Raw genomic sequence first — 15309 nt, 5'->3', positions numbered from 1 at the left:
GAACACGACGCTCCTCCCGACCCCATCGGTGGTTCGCCCGCCGGCAGGCGCTTTTGATCTTGAGAGCGCTTCGCGCGTTCCAAGAGCGCGGAGCGCGTCGCTTGAGAGCGGAGCGTAAAGTTCAAAGATCAAAAGAGCCTCGCCGGCGGGCAGGCCACCAAGGATGGCGGAAGTGCGGCGGTGGGGCTTTTCCGTCATCCCCGTACGGCCTGGCGGAGCCAACCACATTTTCCCGGGGTTGCCGCTAAAAATTTTGCTCGTTCCTCACAAAATTTTCGGCCGCAACCCCGGGAAAATGTGGTAGCCCTTCGGGCAGGCCATACGGGGATGACGGAAAAGCCGGCTGGGGTGTGCCCGCTTCGCGGGCAAGCAAGGCCCGCTGCGCGGGCCGAACCGCATCCGCTGCGCGGGCCGAACTGCACCCGCTGCGCGGGCCGCGTTGCCCGGCTGCGTTGCCCCGGCCGGCGGGGTCACACCAGCCAGACCGCCGTGTCGGGTGGCAGCTGCGGCCCGTCCATCGGTCCACTCGCCAACAACACCTCACCCGGCGGCAGCGGCACCGGGCCGCCCGACGTGTTCAGTGCGCAGATCAGGCCGCCGCCCTTCCTCCGGAACGCGAAGCAACCGGCCGGAGCGCCGTACCACTCGACCTCGTCCCCGCTGATCGCCGGGTGCGACTTGCGCAGTTCCAGCGCGTGTCGGTACAGCGACAGCATCGAGTCCGGGTCCTCCAGTTGCGACTCGGCGGTCAGCCCGGCCCACTCGTTCGGCTGGGGCAGCCACGTGGTCGCGCCCGTCGTGAAGCCGTACGGCGGCGTGGTTCCCTCCCACGGCAGTGGCACGCGGGAGCCGTCACGTCCGCGCTCCGTGTGTCCCGATCGCAGCCACGTCGGGTCCTGGAGTGCCCAGTCCGGCAGTTCGACGTTGGGCAGCCCCAGTTCCTCGCCGTTGTACAGGTAGACCACCCCGGGCAAGGCCAGTTCGACCAGCGCCATCGCCCGCGCCCGCTTGGTGCCCAGTGCGCCGTCGCCGTAGCGGGTCACGTGCCTTGTCACGTCGTGGTTGGACAGGGTCCACGTGGGCGGGGTCTCGTAGGGCTGTACGGCGGCCAGGGCGTGTTCGATGGCCGCGCGCACCGCGTCCGCGTCGAACGGGGCCTCGACCAGGCGGAAGTTGAAGCCCAGGTGCAGTTCGTCGGGGCGGATGTAGCGGGCGAAGCGCTCGTCGTCCTTGACCCAGATCTCGCCGACCGCCATGCGGCCCGGGTACTCGTCGAGCACCTTGCGGATCAGCCGGTGCACGTCGTGGACGGCGTCGTTGTCGAACCGCGGGTCCAGCGCGTTGTCGTGCATCACCCCGGAGCCCTGCGCCGCCCTCGGGTCCATGTTCGGCAGGCCGTAGGGCTTGGCCATGCCGTGCGCCACGTCGATGCGGAACCCGTCCACGCCCCGGTCCAGCCAGAACCGCAGCGTCCGGGCCAGGTCGGCGGGCACCTCCGGGTGCTCCCAGTTCAGGTCGGGCTGCTCGGGCGCGAACAGGTGCAGGTACCACTGCCCGTCCGCGACCCGCGTCCACGCCGAGCCGCCGAACACGCTGGTCCAGTTGTTCGGCGGCTGGGAGCCGTCGAAGCCCTGGCCGTCGCGGAAGAAGTACCGGTCCCGCTCGGCGCTGCGCGGACCGGCCCGCAGCGCCGCCTGGAACCACGGGTGCCGGTCGCTGGTGTGGTTGGGCACGAGGTCGACGGTGACCCGGATGTTGTGCTCGTGCGCCTCGGCGACCAGCCGGTCGAACGCGGCCAGGTCGCCGAACAGCGGGTCCACGTCCCGCGGGTCGGCCACGTCGTAGCCGTGGTCGGCCATGGGCGAGGTGTAGAACGGCGTGAGCCACAGCGCGTCGACGCCGAGCAGTTCGAGGTACCCCAGCCGGGAGCGGATGCCCTCCAGGTCACCCACGCCGTCGCCGTCGGAGTCGGCGAACGAGCGCACGTACACCTGGTAGAAGACGGCGTCGCGCCACCAGGCGGACTCGTCGGCGATCTCTGGTTGGAGGTCGGAGGATCGTCGCACGAGATGTCATCCTGCCACCCGCCGCGCCGTCACCCGTCCCCGTTCGGGTGATCACCGTGGTGGGTGACGATCACACCCAGGCGTTCATGAGGCTGTTCGCGGCCATCTCCAGGTAGGCCCACAGCTGGTCGCGGTGCTCCGGAGCCAGGTCGGCCTCGTCCACCGCGACCCGCATGCAGCGCAGCCACGCGTCCCGCTCGACGGGACCGATGACGAACGGGGCGTGCCGCATCCGCAGCCGCGGGTGGCCGCGCTGGTCGGAGTAGGTGTGCGGGCCGCCCCAGTACTGCATGAGGAACAGGCGGAAGCGTTCCTCGGCGGGGCCGAGGTCCTCCTCCGGGTACAGCGGGCGCAGCACCGGGTCGTCGGCGACCAGTTCGTAGAAGCGCGCGACGATCTTGTGGAACGTCTCGTACCCGCCCACCGCTTCGTAGAAGTTCTCAGTACTGGTCACGCTTCCATCCTGCCTCAAGTCCCGGGGGCGCTCACGCCTTGAGCGAGATCCCGGCGTCCTCCAGCGCGGGCATGAGCTTGGCCCGCAGCGCCCGCTGCACGGCCCACTGGCGGCCCGGCCGCACCTTCACCGTCACCCGCATGGTGAGGCCCTCGGGCGTGACCTTCTCCACGCCCAGGACCTGCGGCTTGTCGATGGTGTCCTTCTCCAGCGGCTCCTCCGCCACGGCCTCCAGCGCCGCCGTCGTCAGCACCTCCGTCGCCGACGCCAGGTTGGCCCCGTACGCCAGCGGCAGGTCCACCACGGCCACCGCGAAGCCCTGCGAGGAGTTGCCGACGCGCAGGATCTCGCCGTTGCGGACGTACCAGACCGTGCCGTTGGTGTCGCGGATCGTGGTGATGCGCAGGCCCACCGACTCGACCGTGCCGGTCGCCGGCCCCAGGTCCACGACGTCACCGACGCCGTACTGGTCCTCCAGCATCATGAACATGCCGGACAGGAAGTCCTTGACCAGGTTCTGCGCGCCGAAACCGACCGCCACGCCGAGGATGCCCGCCGAGGTCAGGATGGGTGCCGGGTCCATGCCCAGCTCGGTGAGCACCTGGATGAACGCGATGCCGAACACCACGATCGTGGTGACCGACTTGAGGACCGAGCCGATGGTCTTGGCGCGCTGCTCCCGCCGTTCCGACACGAGCGCGCCGAGCGCCTGGGGTGCGCGTTCCCGCAGCGGGCGCAGCAGCTTGGGCTTGCGCTGCTCCGACGCGCCCCTGGTCAGCCGGTCGATCAGGCGCCGCAGCAGGAACCGGACGACCACCGCGATCAGCAGCGTGAGCGCGATCCTGATCCCGCTCTCGATGATCCTCGGGCCGTTCTGGACCCACCAATCGACGGCCAGCGTCGACTCGACGTCCACCGACAGCACCACCGACTCACTCCTCCTCGAACTACCTCGGGACTACCTGGGGGCGAACTCCAGTCCGGTCGCACCGGCCAGGAAGGTCAACTGGTCCACGGCGAGGCCGAGCGACCGGCTCACCGATCGGCCCGCGTGCCCCACCTCGGTCTCCCGGCGCAGGAGCACGGGGTGCTTGGTCGGATCGCTCGCCGTCGCGTGCTGGAGCGCGGCGCACATCTTCCGGGCGTGGTTGGGGTCCACGCGGCTGTCCGACTCGAACACCGTGAACAGCACCGAAGGGTACTCAACGTCCGGCCGCACCCGGTGGTACGGGGAGTAGGACAGCAGCCACGCGAGCTCCTCGGGCACCGCCGCGCTGCCGTACTCCTCCGCCCACAGCCGCCCGAGCAGGAAGTTCTCGTACCGCACCATGTCCAGCAGTGGCGCCGAGCACACCACCGCCGCGTACAGCTCCGGCCGCTGGGTCAGCGCCGCGCCCACGAGCAGGCCGCCGTTGGAGCCGCCCATGATCGCCAGCTGCTGCGGTGAGGTCCACCCGTCCGAGATCAGCTTCAGCGCCGCCGCGTGGAAGTCGTCGAACACGTTCTGCTTGCGCTCGCGCATCCCGGCCCGGTGCCACTCCTCGCCCTCCTCGTCACCGCCGCGCAGCGACGCCAGCGCCCACACGCCGCCCGCCTCGACCCACGCCAGCGCCGTGGCGCGGTAGCCGGGTCCCTGGCCGACCGCGAAGCCGCCGTACCCGGTGAGCAGGGCCGGTCGCGGCAGGTCCGGGTCGGCGTGTGCGGACACCACGAACATCCGCACGGTCGTGCCGTCCAGCGAGGTGTACTCGACCTGCTGGGTGGTCACCTCGGGCAGTTGGACCGCTCCCGGGGCGGCGGCGTGCAGGACGGTTTCGCCGGTGGACTTCGAGAACTGGTACACCGACAGCGGGGTCACGAAGTCCGACCAGCCGAACCACAGGACGTCCCGGTCGGTGTCGGTCCGATCGTCCACAGTGGACCAGCCGTGCAGGGAGCCGGGACCCGGCAACGGGATCTCGCCCAACCAGGTGCCGTCCGGGTCGTGCAGGTGCAGCTCGGACACCGCGTGCCGGGTGCGCAGCAGGACCAGCGAGCCGTCCAGCCAGGTCACGCCGTCCAGCACGGAGTCCGGCTGCTCGGGCACCAGTTCGGTCCACTCGGTCGGCCGCTCCGGCGAGGCCACGCACAGCCGGAAGCGCGGCGCGTCCAGGCTCGTGCGCAGGTAGAGCCGGTCGCCCTCGACCCACGCCGAGCACTGCGCGCCCGCGTCGGCGGAGATCACCTCGCGCAGCTCGCCGTCACCGTGCAGGTCGGCGATCCACACCGAGTCCCGCCGGACCGTGCCGGGCGCGCCGCTGACGACCAGCCACCGTCCGTCGTCGGTGAGCGACAGACCGTAGTAGTACGTGTGGTCGAGGCCGTCGCCGTGGACGTTCACGTCCTGCGCCGGGTCGGTGCCCACCCGGTGCCGCCAGACCCGCCGGTGGAACTGCCGCTCGTCCTCGGGTACCAGGTCGGGGTCGAGGCGGCGCACGTAGAAGAACTCCTCGCCACCGGGCAGCCAGCCGACGGGGGAGTAGCGGCACCGGTCGATCGGACCCTCGACCAGCTCGCCGGTGGCCACGTCCAGGACGTGCAGGAGGGAGTGCTCGTCGCCGCCCACGGAGACCTGGTAGGCCAGCCGCGTGCCCTCCAGTGAGGGTGACCAGCGGTCCAGGGTGGTGCGGCCGGACGGGTCGAGCGCGGTGACGTCGAGCAGCACGCGTTCCTCCCCGTCCTCCAGCACGTACAGGACGGGGAAGTCCTGCTCCGGCCCGCGCCGGGTGTAGAACGCCCGTCCGGCCCGCCACACCGGCGTGCCCACTGATCCCGTGCGCATGAGTTCGGAGAGCCGTTCGGCGAGGGCTTCGCGGCCGGGCTGGGCGTCGAGGTGGGCGCGGGCGAGGACGTCCTGGGCGGCCGACCACTCGGTCGTGCGCGGGTCGGTCGGGTCCTCCAGCCAGCGGTAGGGGTCGGGCACGAGGTGCCCGTGCAGCCGTTCGACCAGGTCGAGGCGTTCCGCGGCGGGGTAGGCGATCGTCGCGGGAGGTGATGGGTGCGTCACCTCGTGGAGCGTAGCGCGGGATGAAAACCATGTGCGATAGGAGCCCGTTCACCGAAGCTTCGGTCTCGGCTCCATGACGCGTCACGTATCACACGTGATTTTTGGGGGTGAAGTGTGGTCTGCTATGGCTGAACCGGTGGAGGTGGTCGCGTGCCAGACCGACAACCCACCCCGATCGGCGCCCTGGCGAACGCCGGGATCGCGTCGGTGACCCCGTCCGGCCAAAAACAGGCGGCGACCGTGCACAGCGTGCACGCCGTGGCGGACGGTGAAGGGGCCGGTCCGGCGCCCAAGACCTTCCCGTGGGGAAGACGCAAGGTCCTGCTGCTCAACGCCACCTTCGAGCCCCTGACCGCGCTGCCGCTGCGGCGCGCGGTGGTGCTGGTGGTGTGCGGCAAGGCGGAGGTGGTGCACGGCGACCCGGCGGGCGCCGTCGTCCATTCCTCCACGTCCGAGGTCGTCGTACCGTCAGTGATCAGGTTGAGCAACTACGTGCGCGTGCCGTACCGGGGGCGGGTGCCCCTCACGCGGGCCGGTCTCATGCACCGCGACCGGTACCGGTGCGCGTACTGCGGCGGACGCGCCGAGACGATCGACCACGTGGTGCCCCGCAGTCGTGGTGGGGCGCACTCGTGGACCAACTGCGTGGCCTGCTGTGCCAAGTGCAACCACCGCAAGGCCGACAAGCTGCTGTCCGAACTGGGCTGGCGGCTCCGGGTCGTGCCGGCCGCGCCGCGCGGGCCGCACTGGCGGCTGCTGGCGGGCGTGACCGAGGCCGATCCGCTGTGGCTGCCCTACCTGGGCGAGCCGGCGGCCTAGGCCGTTCCCGGGCCGGGCTCAGGCGGCGAGGGCGAGGTCGTCCTGGGTGGCGGTGATCCGGACGCTGTCGCGTGCCGTGATCCGGACGCTGTCCCGCGCGGTGATGCGCACCGAGTCCCGCGCCGTGATGCGCACCGAGTCGCGTGCGGTGATGCGCACCGAGTCCCGGGCGGTGATGCGCACGCTGTCCCGCGCGGTGATCCGGACGGAGTCACGCGCGGTGATGCGCACGCTGTCCCGGGCCGTGATCCGCACCGAAGCGGTGATCCGGACCGAGTCCCGAGCCGTGATGCGCACCGAGTCGAGCAGCCCGGTGATCCGCACGGAGTCCCGCGCCGTGATCCGAACCGAGTCGCGTGCCGTGATCCGAACGGAGTCCCTCGACGTAATCCGAACGGAGTCCCGCCCGGTGATGCGCACCGACTTGGAGGTCACGGTGGGGAGCTGAACAGGCGTAACCGACTCGTCCGTTTGGGTGTACGACGAAAGGGTGAGGGCGGCAACCTGGGCGCGGCTCGTGGTGTACATGTCGTGTCCTCCGAGACTCATCGGGCGGGAATTAGTATCCGGAAACGGATGCGCAAGACCCGTACAGGTGAAAAGCTAGAAGCCGAGTGGGCGGAGGACAAGACGCCAAACCGGCCGCCATTCGCCTCCTTCCGGGGGAAGTCCGGAAGGGTGTACTCACTGCGACAGTAGAACCGTTCGGTTACTACTTTCCGGCACCATGGACACCGTGCGTAACGTGAGGTCTGGTCGAGAGTCGTCCAGATCACAGACGGGTTCACGCGCTTGGAACGGTCGACAGGTGCCCAGGGCGTCCACACGCCGGCGTTCCGCCTGCTGACGGGCGCGTGGATCACGTCCTTGGTGGGTGACGGGGTCCGCACGGTCGCCCTCCCGCTCTACACCGCCGTCAGCACCCGCAGCCCGCTCGCCGCCTCCGCGGTGGCCGTCGCGGTGGTCCTCCCGTGGCTGCTGGTGGCCCTCCCGGCGGGTGTCCTGGTCGACCGGTGGCGGCCGCGGCTCGTGGTCGCCGTCGCGCACGCCTTCCGCGCTCTGGTGACGGCGCTGCTGGCGTGGGCCGTGTTCACAGATAGAGCCGGCGTTGTCGTGCTGTGCGCGATCGGGTTCCTGCTCACCAGTGCGGAGACGTTCGCGGACAGCGCGTCCCAGGTGCTGCTGGTCGAGCTCGCCGGCCCCGCCGACCTGGAGGTCGCCAACAGCCGGTTCGTGACCGCCGAGACCCTCGGCATGGACCTGGTCGGCCCGCTCGCGGCCAGCCTGCTGTTCTGGTGGCACCCGGCCGCGTGCTTCGCCCTGGACGCGCTCACGTTCGTCGTGGCCGGGGCGCTCGTGGCACGGGTGCCGGAGGTGGCGCGGCAGCCGGAACCCCAGGCGTTGCGCGGGCAGTTCACCGAGGGCGTGGCGTTCCTGTTCCGCGACCCCGGCCTGCGGGTGCTGGTGCTCTCAGTGGGCATCACGGCGGTGTGCGCGGCGGCGGTCAACGCGATGCTGGCGCTGTACTCGATCACCGTGCTGGGGCTGCCCGAGGAGTGGGTGCCGTGGCTGGTGGTCGTGATGTCGTTGGGCGCGCTGTCCGGGGCGCGGCTGAGCCCGCGGCTCGCGGCCCGGCTCGGCGGTGCCCCGGTCATGGTGGGCGCGCTGGCGTTGCTCGGGGTGGCGTTCGCGGTGTTCGGCGGGGTGCCGTGGCTGCCGGTGGCGGTCGTGGCGGCGTTCTGCTTCGGGCTCGCGTCGGCCGGGTGGAACGTGCTGTCCGCGACCCGGCGGCAGCGGCTGACGCCCGTGCCGATGATGGGTCGGGTGACCAGTGCGTACCGGGTGCTGGCGTGGGGGCTGTCGCCGATCGGGGCCGGTCTGGCGGGTCCGCTGGCCGCCGCGACGACGCTCGGGGTGGTGTACCTGGTGGCGGGCGGGGCGGTCGTGCTGACGGCCGTGGCGATCGCACGCCCCCTCGCCCGGACGTGACCCGGTCGATCGGTTACCGTAACCGCCGTGACCATCGTGGAGACCGTGCTCGTCTTCGCGCTGATCCCGCTGGCCATCTACGGCGTGATCACGCTACTGACGCTGAGGCCGAAGGCCACCCGCATCCCGCGGTACCGCCCGGGCCAGGAGTGGAACTACGCGCCCGTGTGGTGGAGCGCGAACCCCGCGGGGCTGAACGCTGACCACCACGTCGAGTCGAGCCCGGCGTCGGGCCCGACCGCAAGGGGAGGTGCCCGTGGCAACTGGTAGCCACGTCGCCCGCGTCGACCCGGCCGACCTCCCGGTGGGCGCGGTCGTGACCAACAGCGGACGGGTGTCCGCGGCGAAGATGTACGAGCCGCACCCGCCGAGCCTGCCGTTCACGCCGGTGCAGCTGGCGAGCCTGGACGAGGCGCTGACCCTGGCCAGCCGCACGACGGGCCTGGACTTCAGCGTCTACCTGGGCGAACTGGGCTCCGACACCCGCGCCCGCGCCGAGGAACTGCACTCGACGACCCCGCGCCCGTCCCACGCGGTCCTGGTGGCCGTGTCCCCGGGCGAGCGCGCGGTCGAGATCGTGACCGGCGAGGAGTCCCACCGCCGCCTCGCGGACCGCGGCGCCAAGCTCGCGGTGATGAGCATGGTCGCGTCCTTCAAGGAGGGCGACATCGCCGGCGGCCTGCTCAGCGGCCTCCGCATGCTCACCGACCAGGCCGGCAGCGCCCCGCGCTCCTGACCCCACGTCACCCGAAGGCCGCGTCCCCGGTGGGCGCGGCCTTCGTCGTGCTCAGAGCAGCTCGCGTTCGCGCAGGAACTCGGAGAGCACGAACGGGGAGTCGGTGACGATGCCGGCACCCGCCGCCTTGAGGGCGTCGGCCACCTCCACGGCCCGCCAACCGCCGTAGACGGCGATGGGGACGGCCGGGTCCAGTGCCTTCAGCGCCCGCACGAGACGCAGCCCCGCGTCGGTGACCATCGTGCCGTTCTCGTGGCGGGCGAGATCGGTGACGACCGCCCTGTAACGCCCCTTCTCGAACCTCGCCACCCCTTCGGCTGTGGACGTCACGAGGTCGACGCGCACCCCGTTCCGCCGCAACTGCTCGACCTGGAGGACGTTGTTCTCCGGGTGGTCATCCACCCACAGCACGGCAAGCGGGGCGGACCACCCCGCGACGCCATCCACCTCGGCGTGCTCGGCCCGGTCCTCCTCGATGACGTCCTTGGCCTCCAGTTCGGCCTTGAGCGTGCCGATCTGCCGTTGGAGGTCGGCGATTGTGGAGTTCTGGACCTCGTTGAGCTTGCCCAGTGTCACGAGCTGACCGCCGACCTCCAGTGTCACCTCGCGGTGCTTGGCGGAGTGCACGACCTCGCGCAGCGGACGCCGGAAGGTGACCAGCAGGGTCAGCACGATCAAGGGCCATAACAGGGCAGCGACGGCGGTGATGATCTCAGCCACCGGAAGAGGCTACCGACACCGGTGACTGAGTGAAGCTCGTTCAGTACGGAAAGTGGACAACCCTCGACCGAGTGCTCAGAGGTCGAGTACGACCCGCAGTGCCGCGTCGACCTCGGTCATCTCGTGCAGTGAGAGCCGTCCGACGAGGTCGCCCAGCCGCTGCGGGTCGACCGCGGCCGTCTGTTCCACGAGCACGCGCGTCTGCTGCCCGTTCACCTCGACCTCGGGTCGAAAGGACGCCGCCCGCGCCGAAGTGGACGTCGGGGCCACCAGCCACGTGCTCAACGGCAGCGCGCTCGACTGCACCACCACCGCGTACCGGGCACCCTGCTGTTCGTGGCCGCGAGCGTCCTTGCGCGCGCGCAGCCGGTAGACCTCACCACGCACGCAGGGACTCCATGTCGGCGAGCACCGCACGCGCCTCGGCCGCGTCGGAGGGGTCGGCGGCCAAGCTGAGGGCTTCTTCGCGCAGTTGCTCCTCGCGTCGCACCCGGGCGGCCAGCAGCAATGCCTCGCGGATCGCCGCCGAAGCGCTCTGGCCACCGGCGGTCAGCTCGTCCAGCGCCCGCTCGGTCTCAGCGTCGGGCCGGAATGTGATCGTGCCCATACGACGGAGTGTACTACCGAATGTAAGACGCGGGTGGCGTCGAGCTGTGCCACCCGCGTCCCACTGAGACCTCAGGACCGGTCGAACTCCTGGGCGGCCAGGGCGCGCACGATGCCCGCGCGGCCCTCCGACACCAGCCGGCGAAGGGCCGGGGGCCGTTCCTCGGCCAGCCACGTGTCCGCCGCCGCCACCGTCTCCTGGGAGATGGACCACGACGGGAACAGGCCGATCACCACCGACTGCGCCCGCTCCGACGACCGCCGCTCCCACACGTCCGCCACGTCGGCGAAGTACCGCGCCACGAACGGCTGGAGCAGCTCCTTCTGGCCCGGGTGCTGGATGCCCCCCACGATCGCCTCGCTGACCGCGTTCGGCAGCTCGTCGTCGTTCACCGCCCGGTCCCAGGCCTCTTCCTTGGCCGCCAACGTGGGCCGCAGGGCGCGGGCGGACTCGGCGCGGCGGCGGCCGGTGGCGGTGGGGTCGCGTTCTTCCTCGGCCGCGATCTCGGGCAGGTCCGCGGCGCCGTGGGCGACCAGGGCGGACAGCAGGCGCCAGCGCAGGTCGGTGTCCACGTCCAGGCCCGGCAGCACGTCGGTGCCGTCGTACCAACCGCGCACGACCGCCAGGTCCGACTCCGCCAGCACCGAACCCGCCAGCGCGTTGACGAACGCCAACTGGTGGTCCGACCCCGGCTCGGCCGACCGGGCCAGCTCCAGCGTCTTCGCCGTGAACCGCCGCCAGCCCTCGTCCCGCCACGACGCGTCCGCGTAGGACGACAGCGCGGTCTGGGCCTGCAGCAGCAGCCGCTGCACGACGCCGACCTCGGTCTCCGCGTGCAGGCCGCCCAGCACCAGGTTGACGAAGTCGCGCGCCTTCAGCTCGGCCTCGCGGGTCATCTCCCACGCCGCCGACCAGCACAGCGTCCGCGGCAGCGGCTCGGCGATGTCGGAGATGTGGTCGATCAGGGACGCCAGCGAGTCGCTGTCCAGCCGCATGGTGCAGTAGGTCAGGTCGTCGTCGTTGACCAGCACGAGCTTGCCGCGCGGCACGCCGACCAGCTCGGGCACCTCGGTGCGCTCGCCGTCCACGTCCAGCTCGACCCGGTGCGTCCGCACCAGCTTCCCGGACGAGTCGGCGTCGTAGATCCCGATCGCCAGCCGGTGCGTGCGCAGCTCGCCGGCACCCGGCCGGGCACCGCCCTGCAGCACCGCGAACTCCGTGAACCTGCCGGAAGCGTCCACGGAGAACTTGGGCCGCAGCAGGTTCAGGCCGGTGGTCTCCAGCCACTGCGCGCTCCACCACGACAGGTCCCGCCCGGACGCCTCCTCCAGCGCCGACAGCAGGTCCGCCAGGGTCGCGTTGCCCCACGCGTGCTTGCCGAAGTACACCCGCAGGCCCGCGAGGAAGTTGTCCAGCCCCACGTACGCCACGAGCTGCTTGAGCACCGACGCGCCCTTGGCGTAGGTGATGCCGTCGAAGTTGACCTCGACCGCCTGCAGGTCCGGGATGTCGGACGCGACGGGGTGCGTCGAGGGCAGCTGGTCCTGCCGGTACGCCCACGACTTCTCGATCTTGGCGAACGTGGTCCACGCCTGCCGGTACTCGGTGGCCTCGGCCTGCGCCAGCACCGACGCCCAGGTGGCGAAGGACTCGTTGAGCCACAGGTCGTCCCACCACCGCATGGTGACCAGGTCGCCGAACCACATGTGCGCCATCTCGTGCAGCACGGTCTCCGCGCGCCGCTCGTAGAGGTAGCGGGTGACGCGGCTGCGGAAGACGTAGTCCTCCAGGAACGTCACGCAGCCCGCGTTCTCCATGGCGCCCGCGTTGAACTCCGGCACGAAGCACTGGTCGTACTTGCCGAACGGGTACTTGACCCCGAACGCCTTGTGGTAGAAGCCGAAACCCTGCTTGGTCTCGGTGAACAGCCGCTCGGCGTCCATGTGCTCGGCCAGCGAGGCGCGGCAGTAGATGCCCAGCGGGATCGTGGTCTCGCCCTCGACGTACTCGTCGCGCCACTCGGCGTAGGGGCCTGCCACCAGCGCGACCAGGTAGGTCGACATCGGCTTGGTGGTCTCGAAGACGTGCTTGTCCGCGCCGCCGACACCGTCCACAGTGGACTCGATCGGCGCGTTGGACATGACCTTCCAGTCCGTGGGCGCGGTCACCGTCATGGTGTAGACGCTCTTGAGGTCCGGCTGGTCGAAGCAGGCGAACATGCGCTTGGCGTCGGCCGTCTCGAACTGCGAGTACAGGTAGACGCCGCCGTCCACCGGGTCGACGAACCGGTGCAGGCCCTCGCCGGTGTTCATGTACCGGCAGTCGGCCTCGACGGTCAGCTCGTTGACCTCCCTCAGGTCGGTCAGCGGGATGCCGTCCTCCTCGCGGTAGCCGGACACGTCCAGCTCGACCCCGTTGAGCACCGCGCGGTGCACGGTGGCGGCGACGATGTCGACCCACGTCGACGCGCCCGGGGTGCGGCTGCGGAAGGAGACCGTCGTGGTCGAGCGGAACACCTCCGAGCCGGGCTTGCCGCCGCCGTCGGTCAGGTCCAGCTCGATCCGGTAGGAGTCGACTTCCAGCAGCGCAGCCCTCTGCTGCGCCTGGTCGCGGGTCAGGTTGGGTGCCGCCACTGGTCACCTCGTCTGCCGACGCCCTCGTCTGCCGGGCGCCGACGTCGTCGGAACGGGGAGAAGTGTCGTGTCGGTGAACACGACAGTCGCATCCAATCACGTGGGACGGACAGAAGTGGACTGGCGTCCGAGGGAAGACTCCGTCGAGTCGCGGGGTTGGACCTGGAGGACGCCGCCGCGGCGGACCGCCGCACGAGCACACGAGGAGACACCCGACATGTCGGCACCCACCAAGGTCGACTTCTACTTCGACCCGGTCTGCCCCTTCGCCTGGATCACGTCCCGGTGGATCCTGGAGGTGGAGAAGCAGCGTGACCTGGACCTGAACTTCCGGGTGATGAGCCTGTCGGTGCTCAACTCGGGCCGTGACCTGGACCCCGGGTACCGGGAGCTGCTGGACAAGGCGTGGGGCCCGGTGCGGGTGGCCATCGCCGCCGCCAAGCACCACGGTGACGACGTCCTGCGCGACCTCTACACCGCCCTCGGCACCCGCATCCACAACGAGGGCAACAAGGACTACGACGTGGTCATCAAGCAGGCGCTCGAGGAGGTCGGCCTGCCCGCCGAGCTCGCCGAGGCCGCCCACTCGACCGACTACGACGAGGAGCTCAAGGCCAGCCACCACCGCGGCATGGACCCGGTGGGCGAGGACGTCGGCACCCCGACCATCCACATCGACGGCGTGGCGTTCTTCGGCCCGGTGCTGACCGCCATCCCGCGCGGCGAGGACGCCCTGAAGGTGTTCGACGGCGCCGTGGCGCTGGCGAGCTTCCCGAAGTTCTTCGAGCTGAAGCGCACCCGGACCGGGGGTCTGGACTTCTCCTGACCCGGTCGATGTGACACTCTGGGGCAGAAATCGCCTCAGAGTGTCACAGGAGCGTCATGATCGAGGTCGTGAACCCGGCCACCGAAGAGGTCGTCGGCACCGTCCGCCCCGGTACCCCGCAGGACGTGGACAACGCTGTGACCAGGGCTTCCGCCGCTTTCGAGGACTGGGCGGCGACCCCGGTGGAGGAACGCGCCAAGCTGGTCCGGCGGATCGCCGACGAGCTGGAGGCGCGGGCCGAGGACCTGGCCTCGACCATGACCACCGAGATGGGCACGCCCATCACGTTCGCCCGGAAGGTGCAGGTCCCGAACCCGGTCGGGATCGCCCGCGGCGTGGCCGACGCGCTGGACGACGGCTACTTCGCGGGTGAGGAGATCGGCAACTCGCTGGTCCTGCGCGAGCCCGTGGGTGTGGTCGGCGCGATCACGCCGTGGAACTTCCCGCTCCAGCAGATGGTGGCCAAGGTCGTGCCGGCGCTGGCCGCGGGCAGCGTGGTCGTGCTCAAGCCGAGCGAGCTGGCGCCGTTCACCGCGGACCTGCTGGCCGAGGTGCTGGGTGCGGCGGGCGTGCCGGACGGCGTGTTCTCGCTGGTCCACGGCACGGGGCCGGTGGTCGGCGAGGCGCTGGCCGCGCACCCGCTGGTGGACATGGTGTCGTTCACCGGGTCCACGCGGGCCGGTCGCCGGGTCGCCGCGCTGGCCGCCGAGACGGTCAAGCGGGTGGCGCTGGAGCTGGGCGGCAAGTCGGCCAACGTCGTGCTGGACGACGCCGACCTGGGCCGCGCGGTGAAGATCGGCGCGGCCAACGCGTTCATGAACAACGGCCAGGCGTGCAGCGCGTGGACCCGGCTGCTGGTGCCCGCGTCCCGGCACGACGAGGCCCTGGAGATCGCCGCCGCCGCTGCCGCCAAGTACGAGCCGGGTGACCCGGCGCTGGCCACCACCCGCCTCGGCCCGGCGGTGTCCGCCGCCCAGCGCGACCGGGTCGTCGGCTACGTCCGGCGTGGGGTCGAGGAGGGCGCGACCCTGGCCCAGGGCGGCCCCGAGCGGCCCACCGACCGGGGCTTCTACGTGACGCCGACGGTGTTCGGGCACGTCACGCCGGACATGGCGATCGCGCAGGAGGAGATCTTCGGGCCGGTCCTGTCGGTCATGCCGTACGCCGACGAGGACGACGCCGTGCGGATCGCCAACAGCACCGTCTACGGCCTGGGCGGCGCGGTCTTCTCCGCCGACGCCGACCGCGCGCTGGCCGTCGCCAAGCGTTTGCGCACCGGTCAGGTGGACATCAACGGGGCCGCGTTCAACACCAGCGCGCCCTTCGGCGGCTACCGGCAGTCCGGCAACGGGCGCGAGTTCGGGCGGTTCGGGCTGGACGAGTTCACCGAGGTCAAGTCCGTCCAGCGGTGAG

Annotated in this window: 15 protein-coding genes; 6 read left to right on the top strand and 9 right to left on the bottom strand. The window is 71.0% G+C overall.

Annotation, left to right across the window (positions count from 1 at the left end; translation table 11 throughout):
* Positions 1–470 precede the first annotated feature (470 nt).
* The 4 genes from DFJ66_RS16700 to DFJ66_RS16685 form a co-directional block, all read right to left on the bottom strand.
* Positions 471–2066, bottom strand: a complete 1596-nt coding sequence (locus tag DFJ66_RS16700) for a glycoside hydrolase family 13 protein (RefSeq protein ID WP_121222333.1) — start codon at positions 2064–2066, stop codon at positions 471–473.
* Between the two features lie 70 nt (positions 2067–2136).
* On the bottom strand, positions 2137–2520 hold the full coding sequence (locus tag DFJ66_RS16695; protein WP_121222332.1) for a globin: 384 nt from the start codon (positions 2518–2520) through the stop codon (positions 2137–2139).
* Between the two features lie 31 nt (positions 2521–2551).
* Positions 2552–3448: a mechanosensitive ion channel family protein gene (locus tag DFJ66_RS16690; RefSeq protein ID WP_397556314.1), complete on the bottom strand. Its 897-nt coding sequence runs from the start codon at positions 3446–3448 to the stop codon at positions 2552–2554.
* Between the two features lie 30 nt (positions 3449–3478).
* Positions 3479–5566: a prolyl oligopeptidase family serine peptidase gene (locus DFJ66_RS16685; RefSeq protein ID WP_211351195.1), complete on the bottom strand. Its 2088-nt coding sequence runs from the start codon at positions 5564–5566 to the stop codon at positions 3479–3481.
* Positions 5567–5716: 150 nt separating this feature from the next.
* Between DFJ66_RS16685 and DFJ66_RS16680 the strand changes: the two genes are divergently transcribed.
* Positions 5717–6385: an HNH endonuclease gene (locus tag DFJ66_RS16680; protein WP_246029782.1), complete on the top strand. Its 669-nt coding sequence runs from the start codon at positions 5717–5719 to the stop codon at positions 6383–6385.
* A gap of 18 nt (positions 6386–6403) precedes the next feature.
* On the opposite strand, the gene DFJ66_RS16675 is transcribed toward DFJ66_RS16680, so the two are convergent.
* Positions 6404–6820, bottom strand: a complete 417-nt coding sequence (locus tag DFJ66_RS16675; protein ID WP_170199451.1) for a hypothetical protein — start codon at positions 6818–6820, stop codon at positions 6404–6406.
* Between the two features lie 357 nt (positions 6821–7177).
* Here DFJ66_RS16675 and DFJ66_RS16670 point away from each other — a divergent pair, with 357 nt between their 5' ends.
* Genes DFJ66_RS16670 through DFJ66_RS16660 form a run of 3 tightly spaced genes read left to right on the top strand, consistent with a single transcriptional unit; the run spans position 7178 to position 9110 of the window.
* A complete protein-coding gene (locus tag DFJ66_RS16670) occupies positions 7178–8374 on the top strand; it encodes an MFS transporter (protein ID WP_170199449.1) in 1197 nt (398 codons plus the stop codon).
* 27 nt (positions 8375–8401) lie between these two features.
* Positions 8402–8644 carry an aa3-type cytochrome oxidase subunit CtaJ gene (gene ctaJ, locus DFJ66_RS16665; protein WP_121222329.1) on the top strand — a complete coding sequence of 81 codons (243 nt, stop codon included), beginning with the start codon at positions 8402–8404 and terminating at the stop codon, positions 8642–8644.
* Positions 8631–9110 (top strand): DUF5130 family protein, encoded by a 480-nt coding sequence (locus DFJ66_RS16660; protein WP_121222328.1) that lies wholly within the window; start codon positions 8631–8633, stop codon positions 9108–9110. The genes ctaJ and DFJ66_RS16660 overlap by 14 nt, the downstream gene beginning before the upstream one ends.
* Positions 9111–9161: 51 nt before the next feature.
* Here the strand turns inward: DFJ66_RS16660 and DFJ66_RS16655 are convergent, their stop codons facing one another.
* The 4 genes from DFJ66_RS16655 to pepN all read right to left on the bottom strand — a co-directional run bounded on the left by DFJ66_RS16655 (position 9162) and on the right by pepN (position 13070).
* Positions 9162–9830 carry a response regulator gene (locus tag DFJ66_RS16655; RefSeq protein WP_121222327.1) on the bottom strand — a complete coding sequence of 223 codons (669 nt, stop codon included), beginning with the start codon at positions 9828–9830 and terminating at the stop codon, positions 9162–9164.
* 75 nt (positions 9831–9905) lie between these two features.
* Positions 9906–10217 (bottom strand): type II toxin-antitoxin system PemK/MazF family toxin, encoded by a 312-nt coding sequence (locus tag DFJ66_RS16650; protein WP_121222326.1) that lies wholly within the window; start codon positions 10215–10217, stop codon positions 9906–9908.
* Positions 10207–10437: a hypothetical protein gene (locus tag DFJ66_RS16645; RefSeq protein ID WP_121222325.1), complete on the bottom strand. Its 231-nt coding sequence runs from the start codon at positions 10435–10437 to the stop codon at positions 10207–10209. The genes DFJ66_RS16650 and DFJ66_RS16645 overlap by 11 nt, the downstream gene beginning before the upstream one ends.
* Positions 10438–10508: 71 nt before the next feature.
* Positions 10509–13070, bottom strand: a complete 2562-nt coding sequence (pepN, locus tag DFJ66_RS16640; RefSeq protein WP_121222324.1) for an aminopeptidase N — start codon at positions 13068–13070, stop codon at positions 10509–10511.
* A 217-nt stretch (positions 13071–13287) separates the two neighbouring features.
* Between pepN and DFJ66_RS16635 the strand changes: the two genes are divergently transcribed.
* Both DFJ66_RS16635 and DFJ66_RS16630 read left to right on the top strand, forming a co-directional pair.
* Positions 13288–13896 carry a mycothiol-dependent nitroreductase Rv2466c family protein gene (locus tag DFJ66_RS16635; protein ID WP_121222323.1) on the top strand — a complete coding sequence of 203 codons (609 nt, stop codon included), beginning with the start codon at positions 13288–13290 and terminating at the stop codon, positions 13894–13896.
* A gap of 56 nt (positions 13897–13952) precedes the next feature.
* Entirely contained in the window at positions 13953–15308 is a 1356-nt protein-coding gene (locus tag DFJ66_RS16630) for an aldehyde dehydrogenase family protein (RefSeq protein ID WP_121222322.1), read from the top strand.
* Position 15309 lies beyond the last annotated feature (1 nt).

The sequence above is a fragment of the Saccharothrix variisporea genome (assembly GCF_003634995.1).
GTDB lineage: Bacteria > Actinomycetota > Actinomycetes > Mycobacteriales > Pseudonocardiaceae > Actinosynnema > Actinosynnema variisporeum.
This window is presented reverse-complemented; position numbering and strand designations above follow the sequence as displayed.

Bases quoted from the DNA above. Each gene is read 5' to 3' on its own strand.
- DFJ66_RS16635 (WP_121222323.1), top strand. From the start codon at position 13,288: ATGTCGGCACCCACCAAGGTCGACTTCTACTTCGACCCGGTCTGCCCC.
- DFJ66_RS16645 (WP_121222325.1), bottom strand. From the start codon at position 10,437: ATGGGCACGATCACATTCCGGCCCGACGCTGAGACCGAGCGGGCGCTG.
- DFJ66_RS16630 (WP_121222322.1), top strand. From the start codon at position 13,953: ATGATCGAGGTCGTGAACCCGGCCACCGAAGAGGTCGTCGGCACCGTC.